General features: G+C 66.4%; 9 protein-coding genes. 6 read left to right on the top strand and 3 right to left on the bottom strand.

Annotated features, from left to right (window positions below; all coding sequences use genetic code 11):
• Positions 1 to 8 precede the first annotated feature (8 nt).
• From ACQZF9_RS15880 to ACQZF9_RS15870, 3 genes are read left to right on the top strand one after another with little or no spacing between them, the layout of a single operon-like run.
• Positions 9 to 500 (top strand): YHS domain-containing (seleno)protein, encoded by a 492-nt coding sequence (locus tag ACQZF9_RS15880; protein ID WP_428313445.1) that lies wholly within the window; start codon positions 9 to 11, stop codon positions 498 to 500.
• A gap of 31 nt (positions 501 to 531) precedes the next feature.
• Positions 532 to 1020, top strand: coding sequence for a hypothetical protein (locus ACQZF9_RS15875; protein WP_428309934.1), 489 nt, complete (start codon positions 532 to 534; stop codon positions 1018 to 1020).
• Positions 1017 to 1541, top strand: a complete 525-nt coding sequence (locus ACQZF9_RS15870; protein WP_428309933.1) for a hypothetical protein — start codon at positions 1017 to 1019, stop codon at positions 1539 to 1541. The genes ACQZF9_RS15875 and ACQZF9_RS15870 overlap by 4 nt, the downstream gene beginning before the upstream one ends.
• Before the next feature lie 87 nt (positions 1542 to 1628).
• On the opposite strand, the gene ACQZF9_RS15865 is transcribed toward ACQZF9_RS15870, so the two are convergent.
• Complete coding sequence (locus ACQZF9_RS15865) at positions 1629 to 4589, bottom strand: ribonucleoside-diphosphate reductase subunit alpha (protein ID WP_428309932.1); 2961 nt, start codon at positions 4587 to 4589, stop codon at positions 1629 to 1631.
• 374 nt (positions 4590 to 4963) lie between these two features.
• On the opposite strand from ACQZF9_RS15865, the gene ACQZF9_RS15860 reads away from it, so the two are divergent.
• Positions 4964 to 6403, top strand: a complete 1440-nt coding sequence (locus tag ACQZF9_RS15860) for a mannose-1-phosphate guanylyltransferase/mannose-6-phosphate isomerase (RefSeq protein WP_428313444.1) — start codon at positions 4964 to 4966, stop codon at positions 6401 to 6403.
• Positions 6404 to 6488: 85 nt separating this feature from the next.
• Here the strand turns inward: ACQZF9_RS15860 and ACQZF9_RS15855 are convergent, their stop codons facing one another.
• Positions 6489 to 7466 carry a 2-oxoadipate dioxygenase/decarboxylase family protein gene (locus tag ACQZF9_RS15855; RefSeq protein WP_428309931.1) on the bottom strand — a complete coding sequence of 326 codons (978 nt, stop codon included), beginning with the start codon at positions 7464 to 7466 and terminating at the stop codon, positions 6489 to 6491.
• Between the two features lie 147 nt (positions 7467 to 7613).
• Here ACQZF9_RS15855 and ACQZF9_RS15850 point away from each other — a divergent pair, with 147 nt between their 5' ends.
• Positions 7614 to 9989 carry a bifunctional serine/threonine-protein kinase/formylglycine-generating enzyme family protein gene (locus ACQZF9_RS15850; RefSeq protein ID WP_428309930.1) on the top strand — a complete coding sequence of 792 codons (2376 nt, stop codon included), beginning with the start codon at positions 7614 to 7616 and terminating at the stop codon, positions 9987 to 9989.
• A 72-nt stretch (positions 9990 to 10061) separates the two neighbouring features.
• A complete protein-coding gene (locus tag ACQZF9_RS15845) occupies positions 10062 to 11051 on the top strand; it encodes a formylglycine-generating enzyme family protein (protein WP_428309929.1) in 990 nt (329 codons plus the stop codon).
• A 140-nt stretch (positions 11052 to 11191) separates the two neighbouring features.
• On the opposite strand, the gene ACQZF9_RS15840 is transcribed toward ACQZF9_RS15845, so the two are convergent.
• Complete coding sequence (locus ACQZF9_RS15840; protein WP_428309928.1) at positions 11192 to 12535, bottom strand: OprO/OprP family phosphate-selective porin; 1344 nt, start codon at positions 12533 to 12535, stop codon at positions 11192 to 11194.
• Between the last annotated feature and the right edge of the window lie 116 nt (positions 12536 to 12651).

Raw genomic sequence — 12651 nt, 5'->3', positions numbered from 1 at the left:
TGAACATCATGCTCGACAACAGGCGCGGTCCGGCCGCGAAGCTCGGCCGCTGGCTCGGGCTGGTGCTGCTGGTGGTTTCGTCAACGCTATGGGCGGCGGCACCGATCAATACGCTCAAGCGCGGTTTCATCAGCGATTCCGACACCGGTATCGCGATCAACGGCTACGACACGGTTGCGTATTTCACCGAGCACAAGCCGGTCAAGGGCGATCCCTCGCACAGCTTTACGTGGATGGGCGCGAAGTGGCAATTCGCTTCACAGGCGCATCTGGATCTGTTCAAGGCCACGCCGGAAAAGTACGCACCGCAGTACGGCGGCTACTGTGCCTACGGGGTTGCCAGGGGCTATCTGGTGACGGTCGAGCCGGAGCAGTTCACGGTCGTCGACGACAAGCTTTATCTCAACTATGACGCCGCTGTGCAGAAAAAGTGGAAGGCCGATCCGGCCGGCTTCAACAAAACCGCGGACGCTCAGTTTCCGCTGTTGCTGAAGAAATAGGTCTGAAACCGCAAGCTTTGGGGGAGTGTCGATGAATGGCTTCAAACAACACGGGCATTGGCTGCTGACCGGCTATGTCGCCTTCGTTTTCATCCAGTCGCTGTTCTTCAAGTTCACCGACTCGCCGGAAACCATCTACATCTTCCAGGGCAAGCTCGACCCCTGGGCCGCGTCGCTGGGATTTGCCGGCGTGTTCGCGCCGGGCGGGATTTTCTCGGCGAAGGTCATTGGCAGCGCCGAGCTGATTGCATCGATCCTGCTGCTGTCGGGCGCGGCATTGCCGCGCTTGCGCGTCCTGCAGCTCGCCGGTGCGGCGATGGGGCTGGCGGTCATTTCGGGCGCGATCGGTTTCCATCTGTTCACGCCGCTGGGCGTGGCGGTCCGCAACGCCGATGGCAGCAGCGATGGTGGACAATTGTTTGCGCTGGCCTGCGGTGTCTGGGTGTCGTGCGCGGCCTTGCTGTGGCTGCGTCGCGCAATCTGGATGCCGTGGCTGGACGCGATCAAAGGCCGCGCATGACCCGGGTTTTTCCGCTGTTGGCGGCGCTGCTGCTGCCGTTTGCGGCCTCGGCGGCCGATCCTTATGCCGAGCTGCGCGCTTACCCGACCGGCGGGATCGCCAGCGTCGGCGCCTGGTTTCCCCAGGGCGATCGCTGGGATTTGGGCGTCAGTGCAGTTTACGACCGCGCCGAGCGTGGTGATGCCGGGCGCCACGACGACGAGTCCGGCGACGGCTTCGGTATCGGCATCGAGGCGCGCCGCTCGGCGGGCACCGCTCATCCACGCTGGTTCTACGGCGTCCGCGCCGAGTTGCTGCGGCTGTCCATCGACTGGAGGGACGACGATGGTGCTCGCGGCAACAGCGAGGTCACCGTGCTGCAGCCCACCGCGAGAGTCGGTTATCGGCTGCCGCTGGGATCGACGCAATGGGACGTCGAGGCCGCCGCCAGCCTGGGTGCCGAAATCAACATCAGCACCAGCGGCGAGGCGGTCGGTGAGGGAGCCATTGTCCTGCTCGGCATGGCGGTCCGGCCGCACTGATTGCTGCCGCGCTGCCAAGGAGTCGGTGATCACGAGTCCACAAAAAACCCGGCGCCAGGCCGGGTTTTTTGTACCGCTACTTCAGCACTACTGGCAGGCTTCGCAATCCGGATCGAGGATCGAGCAGACCTTGGCGCCGGTCACATCCGTGGTCGACAGCACGCTGCTCGCCGGCACCACGGCCGGAGCCGTCGCGATCGCCGCTGCAGCAGCCGAAGAAGCCGCCGATGCAGAGCCGACCTTGTTCAGACGGCCGTCGGTGATCGTGGTCTTCTCGGTGTGCGTGGCACCCATCGTGCGCAGGTAGTACGTGGTCTTCAGGCCGCTCGTCCACGCATGCTTGTACAACTCGTCGAGCTTCTTGCCGCTGGGCGCCGCCATGTACAGGTTCAGCGACTGCGCCTGGTCGATCCACTTCTGGCGGCGCGAACCGGCGTCGACCAGCACCTTGGCGTCGATCTCGAACGCGCACTTGTAGAGCGCCTTGATCTCGGCCGGAATGCGGTCGATCTTCTGCACGCTGCCGTCGTAGTACTTGAGGTCGTGGGCCATGACTTCGTCCCACAGGTCGATCTTCTTCAGATCGTTGACCAGGTACTCGTTGACCACGGTGAACTCGCCCGACAGGTTCGATTTGACGTACAGGTTCTGATATGTCGGCTCGATCGACTGCGACACGCCGGTGATGTTGGCGATGGTCGCGGTCGGCGCGATCGCCATCGTGTTGCTGTTGCGGATGCCGGTGGTCTGGATGCGCGTGCGCAGCGCCGCCCAGTCGAAATCACCGGACATGCTGACGTCCTGCTTCAGATACGCGGTGTTGTTGCCGCCACGCGACTTGGCCAGGATCTGGATCGAGTCGATCGGCAGGATGCCCTGATCCCACAGCGAGCCCTTGAAGCTGTTGTAGGCGCCGCGTTCCACGGCGAGGTCGGCCGAAGCCTTCAGCGCGTAGTAGCTGACTGCTTCCATGGACTTGTCGGCGAAGTCCACCGCCGCGTCGCTCTCGTACGGAATGCGCATCTTGTACAGCGAGTCGTGGAAGCCCATCACGCCCAAGCCGACCGGACGATGACGCAGGTTGGAATTGCGCGCGGTCGCCACCGAGTAGTAGTTGTACTCGATGACGTTGTCGAGCATGCGCATCGCGGTGTTGATGGTGCGTTCGAGCTTGGCGGTGTCGAGCTTGCCGTCGACGATGTGCGCCGGCAAGTTCACCGAGCCGAGGTTGCACACGGCGATTTCCGAGTTCGCCTTGGTGTTCAGGGTGATTTCGGTGCACAGGTTGGAACTGTGTACGACACCGACGTGCTGCTGCGGCGAGCGCAGGTTGCAGGCGTCCTTGAACGTGATCCACGGATGGCCGGTTTCGAACAGCATGCTCAGCATCTTGCGCCACAGGCCGGTGGCCTGGGTGCGCTTGAAGTTCTTGATGCGGCCTTCGTCGGCGAGTTTCTCGTACTGCACGTAGCGAGCCTCGAAAGCCTCGCCGATCAGGTCATGCAGATCGGGCGTTTCTTCCGGGGAAAACAGCGTCCACTGGCCGTCTTCCATGACGCGCTTCATGAACAGGTCCGGCACCCAGTTGGCGGTGTTCATGTCATGCGTGCGGCGACGGTCGTCGCCAGTGTTCTTGCGCAGTTCGACGAACTCCTCGATGTCGCGGTGCCAGGTTTCCAGATAGGCGCAGACCGCGCCCTTGCGCTTGCCGCCCTGGTTCACGGCGACGGCGGTGTCGTTGGCCACCTTGAGGAACGGCACGACGCCATTGCTCTTGCCGTTGGTGCCCTTGATCCAGCCGCCCATGCCGCGCACCGGCGTCCAGTCGTTGCCGAGGCCGCCGGCATACTTGCTGAGCATCGCGTTGTCGCTGATCGCGCCGAAGATGCCGTGCAGATCGTCCGGCACCTGCGTCAGATAGCAGCTCGACAGCTGCGGGCGCGGCGTGCCGGAGTTGAACAGCGTCGGCGTGCTGCTCATGAAGTCGAACGACGACAGCAGCTTGTAGAACTCGATCGCGCGCGTTTCGCGGTCGATCTCGTTCATCGCCAGGCCCATCGCGACGCGCATGAAGAACGCCTGCGGCAGCTCGAAGCGCACCTTGCGGCTATGGATGAAGTAGCGGTCGTACAGCGTCTGCAGGCCCAGGTAGTCGAACTTGCCGTCGCGCTCGGCGATCAGCGCCTTGCCCAGGGTGTCGAGGTCGTACAGCGCCAGCTTCGGATCGAGCAGTTCCAGCTCGACCGCGCGGTGGATGTAGGCGCGGAAGTACTCCGGATACAGGCCCTTCATGTCTTCCAGCGTCGGATGCGTTTCCGCCAGGCCGAGGAACTTGGTGGCTTCGTGGCGCAGGCCGTCGAGCAGCAGGCGCGCCGAGGCATAGGTGTAGTTCGGCTCCTTTTCGATGCGCGCGCGGGCCGCCAGCGTCACGGCCTGCGACAGCTCGGCTTCCGGAATGCCGTCGTACAGGTCGCGCAGCGCCGAGGTCATGATCTCCTCGACGTTGACGCCGGACAGGCCTTCGGCGGCCTCGGTGACGACGCGATGGATGCGCTTGGTGTCCAGCGGATGCAGGCTGCCGTCGTCGAACTTGACGTTGATCGCCGGGCCGGCGGCCACGGCCGGCGCGCTCTTGGCGGCCTCGGCGGCGCGGGCACTGGCGCGCTCGGCGCGGTAGATGACGTAGCTGCGCGCGACCTTGTGCTCACCGGCGCGCATCAGCGCCAGTTCGACCTGGTCCTGGATGTCCTCGATGTGCACGGTGCCGCCGCCGGACATGTGGCGGGTCAGCGCCTGCACTACCTGCAGGCTCAGTGCCAGCACGGTTTCCCTGACGCGCGCGCTGGCAGCGGCCTGGCCGCCTTCGACGGCGAGGAAGGCCTTGGTCAGCGCGATCGAAATCTTGGTGGAATCGAAGCCGGTGACCTTGCCGTTGCGACGGATCACCTTGATGCCGCCCGGGGCCACGGCGGCCAGTTCGGCGGTGGACGCGGGAGCCGTCGCCGGGGCGCGGCGTAGGTCGTTGAATTCTTGGGTATGTGTCTGCATAGCTCCCCTTTCTGTGTCGCTGTTGGAGTCGGTTCTTCCAGGCGGGGCTGAACCGTTCGGTAACAATATCTAGTGGTTCAACGGCGAGTCAACCCCAACATAGTGTGTCCAAAGCGGTGCATTGCCTGTGGGTGACTTGTGGATGAAATGGCGCTGAGCAAGCAGGAACGGGGCTTTGCGGGCGGCCCGGAATGGGGCGCCGGGCACGGACTGATCGAAGCGTTAATTAAGACAGCTGACGAACGGCGAAGTGCCGCCGAGCCAGCCTCGTCGAAGTCCGATCGATGGCCCGGACCAGGCCCGGGCTTCAGTTTGAGCTGGGGAAGGGGAAAGCTACAATCGACGCCACTTCCGCGGCAGTTCCCGAGAGCTACATCCCGATGATCATTCCCGTCCTGATGGCCGGCGGCTCCGGCACGCGCCTGTGGCCGCTGTCGCGCGAGCAGTATCCCAAGCAGTTCCTGAAGCTGCTCGACGATCGCAGCCTGCTGCAGAACACCGCGCTGCGCGTCGCCCAGGTCGAGGAGTCCGCGCCGCCCCTGGTCATCGGCGGCGACGCCCATCGCTTCGTCATCGCCGAGCAGATGCTGCAGGTCGGTCTGAGCGCCGCCACGGTGATGCTGGAGCCGGAAGGCCGCAACACCGCGCCGGCCGCCGCGGTCGCCGCGCACTACGCCACCAGCAATTACGGCCCCCAGGCCATCGTGTTCCTGATGGCCGCTGACCAGGCGGTTACCGACGGCGCCGCGTTCGTCGCCGCGGTCGAGGCCGCGGCCAGGATCGCCGCGACCGGCAAGATCGTCACCTTCGGCATCCAGCCGACGCATCCGGAAACCGGCTTCGGCTACATCAAGGTCGGTGATGCGATCGACGGTGGCGCGTTCGAGGTCGCCGCTTTCGTCGAGAAACCCGAGCTGGCGAAGGCCGAAGCCTTCATTGCCGAAGGCGGCTATTACTGGAACGGCGGCATGTTCATGTTCCGCGCCGACGTATTCCTCGACGAACTCAAGAAGCTCGAGCCGGAGATGTACGCCGCCAGCCTGCAGAGCTGGAACCACGCGGTGAAGGACATCGACTTCGTGCGCCTGGAAGTCAACGCCTTCCGCAAATGCCGCAATGAGTCGATCGACTACGCGGTGATGGAGAAGACCCAGAACATCGCGCTGGTGCCGCTGGACGCCGGCTGGGACGACGTCGGCTCCTGGACGTTCCTCGGCAAGCTGCCGGCCAACGATGCCGCCGGCAACCGCACCCGCGGCGACGTGATGCTGGAAGATTCGCAGAACAACCTGGTGCATGCGAGCACGCGCCTGGTCAGCATGGTCGGCATGAGCGACACCGTCGTCGTCGAAACCGACGACGCGATCCTGGTGGCGCCGCGCTCGCGCGTGCAGGAAGTCAAAAAGATCGTGCAGCGGCTGAAGAAGGAGAAGCGCAGCGAGGCCGAAACCAGCCCGCGCGTATATCGTCCCTGGGGCTCTTACGAAACGGTGGCGCTAGGTGAGCGTTTCCAGGTCAAGCGCATCGTCGTCAAGCCGGGCCAGAAGCTGAGCCTGCAGATGCATCACCACCGCGCCGAACACTGGATCGTGGTCAAGGGCACGGCACGCGTCTGGTGCGGCGAGAAGAACTTCCTGCTGTGCGAGGACCAGTCCACGTACATCCCGCTGGGGCACACGCACCGGCTGGAAAACCCGGGCAAGGTGCCGCTGGAACTGATCGAAGTGCAATCCGGTGTGTATCTGGGCGAAGACGATATCGTGCGCTTCGAGGATATCTACGGGCGTACGCCGGCGGAGAAGGCTAAAGCCTAGTGGTCTCGTCGGTCGCGGACAGGGTCCGCTCCTACAGGCCTGGCGCCTTTGTGTAGGAGCGGACCCTGTCCGCGACTGAAAACCCTCAGCAACTATCGGCAGATTTCGCAGGCGCGACCTTCGTCGAAGCCGCATCGAAAATCTTCTCGGCATTCGCCGACAGGAAATTGCGGAAGATCAACGGCGCGCCATCCTGGGTCCACAGCTTGCCACCCCAGGCATTGGTCGCCTGATTGCGTTCGATGATTTCGACGAACTGTTTTTCGGTCTGCGCGCTGCCGGTGGATCCATCGGCTTCCAGCACCGGCGTTTCCATGGTCGCGGCCATCGTCGCGGTCTGACGCAGCAGGGTTCCCGGCGCGCCCTGGATCGCCGGCAGCATGCGAAAGCCGCGTTCCTTCATCGCTGCCGTCATCGCCTCGATGCCGGCAAACGCGGCGGCGTAGACGTCGATGGTGACGTGGTTGAAGTCCGCGCCCAGCGCCAGCGCGCTGGCGGCTTCGCCGGAAACGGCGGCGACCGCCTCGAGCAGCGAGCGCTTCATCGGCGCCCCAACGCGATGCATGAGCTTGTGCACGAAGTGCTGCACGAAAGCCGCGCCGTCGGCATCGCTCAAACCGCCTTCGGCTTCGGCTTTCTCGATCAGCGCGATGAAAGCCGAGTGATCCACCGCCGCCGCCTGTTCGGCGCAATCGGCCTGGATCATCGCCGCGACGTCCGGCGGGAACGCCGGCAGATCCACCTGCGATACGAAGATCTTGAACTGCCGCGAATCCTCGCCGATCGCCTGCAGGTCGAAGCTCACCAGCTTCTTGCTCGGGAACGAATAATCCAGCTCCTTGCGCAGGCCGATCACGCCGGCGGCGCGCACGATCAGCGCGCGCAGCGCCGGGTCGGCGGTGCGGATCGCGCCGTGATCGTTCAGGAACCGGCCGCCGTTTTCGGCGACCAGCTTCTGCAGCGCCACGAAGTCGGGGACTTGCGCGGCGAACTTGCGCGTGGCCTCAGTGACGAAGCGGTCGCGCAGCATTTTCGGTGACAGTCTGTTGCTCGAGGTGGTCATGGCAATCCTGTTTTTTTGGAGCAGCGCGCACAGCGCAGCCGATGCGATCAGCCTATGCGTTCCGGCAGCCCAAAAAAAGGGCGGGGCGGGCCGCTGCCGGCAATGGCGCATACAATCGCCGATCGACCTTGCGGGCCCTGAGCGCCAATGGCATTCCAGAAGCATTGCCCCGGCTGTTTCCACGACAAGAGCGGCGTCGCCGTGTGCCCGGTCTGCGGCTACGACGAATCGCTGCCGCGGCCGCCGCTGTTTCTGCCGCACGGCATCATCATCGGCGGCCAGTATCGCGTCGGCCGCGTGCTCGGCCAGCCCGGCGGTTTCGGCATCACCTACCTGGGCTGGGACGTTCACCTGCAGCAGCGTGTCGCGATCAAGGAGTTCCTGCCGCGCGACATCGCCACGCGGCACCCGGGCCAGCTCGACGTCAGCACGCATACCGAGGAAACCCGCGGCAACTTCGAGTTCGGCAAGGAGCAGTTCCTGCGCGAGGCGCGCATCGTCGCCAAGCTCGATCATCCCAACGTGGTGCGCGTGCGCACGTTCTTCAACGCCAACGGCACCGCCTACCTGGTGATGGATTACTACGAGGGCCTGTCGCTGGGCGAGTACCTGTCGCGGGTGCGCAAGATCATCGAGCCGTCGCTGGCGGTGCCGCTGATCCGCCCGGTGCTGGAGGCGCTGCAGTATCTGCACGAGCACGGCGTCGTCCACCGCGATCTGAAGCCGCACAACATTTATCTGGCCACCATCGGCAAGCCGATCGTGCTCGACTTCGGCGCCGCGCGGCAGGCGGCCGGCGAGCGCCAGCACAGCATGTCCGTGGTGCTGACCGACGGCTACGCGCCGCTGGAGCAATACCAGCGGCGTTCGTCGCAGGGGCCGTGGACCGACGTCTACGGCGCTGCGGCGACCTTGTACCGCATGCTCACCGGCGTGGCGCCGCCGACCGCGCTGGATCGCCTGACCGACGATCCGCTGGAGCGTGACGGCTGGGCCGGCATTCCCGAGGCGCTGCACGCGGCCTTGCGCCGCGCGCTGGCGCTGACACCGGAAGCGCGCTTTCAGACCGCGGCTGAATTCATCGCCGCGCTGGCCGAATTCCGGCCGCTGATCGCGCCACCGGCTGCGGCGGCCAGCGCCAGCGTGGTGCCGCCGTCGCCCGCAGTCGATGCGACTCGCGTCGCGCCGACCGCAGCACCAACGGCGGCGACGATTCCGGCGCCGCCGACAGCGCCTCGTGCTGCCCCGGTCAGCGAAGCGCGCCCGAGCCGTCGCGGTGCGCCGCTGATTCCGCCGGACGCAGTCGCATCACCGCAACCGCAACCGCAACCGCCCGCAGCAGCGCGCGCCGCAGCGCCGCCCGTCGTCGAAGCAGCGCCGACTTCCGCGCCCAGCTATCGCCAGCAGATCGAAGCGCTGATGCAGGCGCAGGATCTGCCCGACGCCGACAATCCGCCGACGGTGACGCGCCGCGCGTTTCCGATGCGCCCGCCAACGCAGCCCGAGGCGCAGGAGTCGACCCGCGCGCCGCTGCGTCCGGCGTCGCGGCTTGCACCCGAGGCACCGGAGCCGGCACCGGAAGCGCGGCCGTCCTGGACCGTGCTGGCGATGCCGGTCGCGCTGGTCGCCGGCCTGGTGCTGCTGGTCGGCGTCGTCGTCTACCACCTGCTCGGCCGTGGCGTCGACGCGAGCAGGCCGACGATGGCGGCGACCAATACCACGTCGGTGCCCGCCGTGACGGCGCCGCCGACCGCGCCGACACCGGTACGCCCCACTGCGCTGGCGCCGCCACCGGTGCTGCCGCAGATGCGGCTGCTGCCGGCCGCGACCGCGCGCGTCGGCGACGATCAGGGCGAAGCGGCCGAGCGCCCGGCGCATGGCGTGCGCGTCGCCGCGTTCGCGATTTCCGCCGAAGAAATCAGCGTCGAGCAGTTCGGCGCCTTCGTCGGCCAGACCCGTTACGACAACCCGATGTGGGCGCGCTACGCCTGTGCCAGCGCCGGCGCGCGCAGCCCGAGCTGGAGCGAGCCGGGCTTTGCGCAAAGCCCGAACCGGCCGGTGGTCTGCATCAGCGCGGTCGACGCGCGCGCCTATGCGCAATGGCTGTCTCAGGCCAGCGGCCTGCGCTTCCGTCTGCCGACCGAAGCCGAGTGGGAATACGCGGCGCGCGGCGGCAGCAGTACGCGCTTCTGGTGGGGCGACCGCTATCAGCCGACGCAGGCGAGCTGCGCCGGTTGTCCGCAGGCGCGCTCCGGCCCGCTGCCGGTCGGCAGCTGGCCGCGCAATGCCTTTGGTCTGGCCGACACCGCGGGCAACGTCGGCGAATGGACCTGCTCCGCCTATGCGCCGTACACCGACGCCGGCAGCGAGAGCCGCTGCGCTGGCGAATACGATCGCGAGCTGAGCGTGCGCGGCGGCTCCTGGCACGAGAACGCCGACGCGCTGCGGCCGGCACATCGCCAGGCCATGGACGCGAACCACCGCAACGTCTGGACCGGTTTCCGCATCGCCCAGGACCCGTAGCCGCTCGCGCCCCTTTGTCTAAGGCGGGGTCGGCTCTCGCCTTTCCACCGGCGGCGGCTCTACCATTCGCGGGTGACCGACTCCACGCCTTCAGCAGCTCGCCCCAACGCCGAGTCGGCCGCTACTCGCGACCCATTCCATCGGCCGGCGCGCGAAACCGCCGAAGGTGAGGCGCGCATCCGCCCGCTGGAACTGCCGGGCGATGTGATTGAGGAAACCGACGTGCTGCGCTATCCGCTGCTGCTGCTGGCGCTGTTGTCGGTGGTCGCGGTGGTCGTGATGGCACTGGTGCGGCGCGAAGCGACCGCCGAGCCGAAGCTGACGGGCCTGAGTGCGATCGAGCGCAGCCATCTGCCCAAACTGGTCGCGCTGCCGGGCGGACGCCTGCAGCAGGCCGAGCCGGCGGCCAGCGTCGAGATCGCGCCACTGCGCATCGGCCGCAGCGAAGTCACGGTCGAGCAGTTCCGCATCTTCATGCGGCACAGCGGCTACCGCAATCCGGCCTGGGCCGACATTCCCTGCGTCGGCACGTCGCAGAATCTGTCTTGGAACCAGCCCGGTTACGAGCAGGCCGAGACGTATCCGGTGGTTTGCGTTTCGGCGCGCGATGCGCTGGCGTTCACTGCGTGGTTATCCAAAGAAACCGGCGTGGCGATGCGCCTGCCCACCGAGCAGGAGTGGGAATACGCGGCGCGCGCCGGCGCCACGACACGCTATTGGTGGGGCGACGATTACGACGCGGCTTATGCCGACTGCGTCGGGTGCACGCCGCGGCCGCCGCAGCATCCGGGCTATGTCGGATCGCGCGCGGCGAATGCCTTCGGCCTGGTCGATGTCGCCGGCAACGTGCGCGAATGGACCTGCACGCTGTTCACGCCGGCCGGCACGGCAGCCCCGACGCAATGCCTGGCGTCGTTCGACGAGGCCAGCAATCTGGTCGTGCGCGGCGGCTCCTGGCAGGAGCCGCAGCAGGCGCTGCAGCTGAGCGCCCGCGGGCCTTTCGGCGCCTGGCATCGCAATGTCTGGACGGGTTTCCGCGTCGCCGCTTCGGGCGACAAATAAGCGACAAATAATAAACCCCTCTGCCACCGGGAGAGGGGCAGGGGTGAGGTCGCCGCAGCGATGACTGAGCTTCGTCATCACGGGAACGCCCTCATCCGGCGCTACGCGCCACCTTCTCCCGGAGGGAGAAGGCACCGCTTTTAAAACGCCATCTGCAGGCGCATCTGGTACGCCGCCGGTTCCTGGCCGTCGAACGCGTTGCCGCTGCGATCCAGCTTCAGCACGTTCACGTAGTTGGCGCTGACGCGCAGATAGCTGTTCAAGTACCAGGACAGGCCCAGCGTCATGTCGCGCAGCTTGCCGCCGACCACGGTGCCGTCGTTCAGATCGATCTGCGACAGACGCGCCGCGACTTCGAACGCGCCCCAGCCGCCGCCGCTGGCGAACGGATGCGCCGGCCTGATGCCTTCGAACACGCCCTTGTCGACCTTGTATGGCCGCACTTCGCCGGTCAGCGTGTACGCGGCCTGCGCATACCAGGTGGCGAAGCTCAGGTCCTGCTTGCCGTTGTCGCGCGACACGTCGACCCACATGTATTCGCCCTGCACCGAGGCCGGGCCATAAGCGGCGGCGAATTCCGATCCGATGTAGCGGTAGTCGCGGGTGTCGGCGAGCGCGCCGGTGGTGACCAGGCTCGGCGCCTGGTCGGACTCGGGCTTGGCGCTGAAGGTCACGCCGGACGTGGTCGTCGCGGTCGCACCGCTGCCGACCGTGGTGTTGTTCTGAGTCGGTTTGCGCCAGGTGTAGCCGACGCCCAGATGCAGCAGCTTGCCGTCCTTGAAATACGGCGCGAGGGTGCCGCGCGCGGCGTAGCCCCAGCCTTCGTCACCGCTGCTGGCATCGCTCAGCGGCGAGCTCGACACCCCGGCCGCGGCCGACCAGAACGTGCCGGAGCCGGCGACCTGCACACCCGGCGTGCGCACCACCAGCGGCGACACCAGATAGAACGGCAGGGCGCGTTCCATGAAGGTGGCGCTCTTGTCCGCGGTCAGCGCTTCCATCGAGAACGAGGGCTTGAACTGGCCGACGGTGATGATCAACGGCTTCAGCGCCATGTAGGCGACATAGGCGTCGGTGATTTGCGTGCCGTTGCCGCTGCCGGCCTGGCGGAATTCGTATTCGACGCGATAGCTGAAGTCCTTGAACAGCGTGCCGCCGAGCGAGAGACGCGAGCGGCGCAGCTGGCTGCCGTCGGCGATGTCGGTGCCGTCGTCGTCGTAGGCGGCGTAGTCGATCTGCTGCAGCGTGCCGACCGCGATCGAGAACGCGCCGTCGGCGGAAGCGAACTTCAGGCCGTCGTCGGTATTGAAGCTCGGTGCCGCGCTCTTCGGCTGGCCGGCCTTGAGCTTCTCGTACTCCTCCATGCTGATCACGCCTTTCTGCGCCAGAGTTTCCAGCAGATCGTCCTTGGCCAGCGTGGGCGCGCTGGCGGCGCACAGCAACAACGCGGCAGCGGCGTAAAGCGCGCGGGTTTGATGCGACATGGGAAAGCCCCCTGATGTAGGTGTCGACGCTGGCCGATCGTTTGTCTGGCCCTGCGTTATATAGTAGATTGCATAACGCTTCCAGCGGTTCGGCCGCGCATCGACCGGGAGAACGG

Origin of the sequence: Hydrocarboniphaga sp. (assembly GCF_965279055.1) — a bacterium.
Classification (GTDB): domain Bacteria; phylum Pseudomonadota; class Gammaproteobacteria; order Nevskiales; family Nevskiaceae; genus Hydrocarboniphaga.
The sequence above is the reverse complement of the archived record's forward strand: the minus strand, read 5'-3'. Positions and strand labels throughout refer to the sequence as shown.

Bases quoted from the DNA above. Each gene is read 5' to 3' on its own strand.
- ACQZF9_RS15880 (WP_428313445.1), top strand. From the start codon at position 9: ATGCTCGACAACAGGCGCGGTCCGGCCGCGAAGCTCGGCCGCTGGCTC.
- ACQZF9_RS15875 (WP_428309934.1), top strand. From the start codon at position 532: ATGAATGGCTTCAAACAACACGGGCATTGGCTGCTGACCGGCTATGTC.
- ACQZF9_RS15870 (WP_428309933.1), top strand. From the start codon at position 1,017: ATGACCCGGGTTTTTCCGCTGTTGGCGGCGCTGCTGCTGCCGTTTGCG.
- ACQZF9_RS15865 (WP_428309932.1), bottom strand. From the start codon at position 4,589: ATGCAGACACATACCCAAGAATTCAACGACCTACGCCGCGCCCCGGCG.
- ACQZF9_RS15855 (WP_428309931.1), bottom strand. From the start codon at position 7,466: ATGACCACCTCGAGCAACAGACTGTCACCGAAAATGCTGCGCGACCGC.
- ACQZF9_RS15850 (WP_428309930.1), top strand. From the start codon at position 7,614: ATGGCATTCCAGAAGCATTGCCCCGGCTGTTTCCACGACAAGAGCGGC.
- ACQZF9_RS15840 (WP_428309928.1), bottom strand. From the start codon at position 12,535: ATGTCGCATCAAACCCGCGCGCTTTACGCCGCTGCCGCGTTGTTGCTG.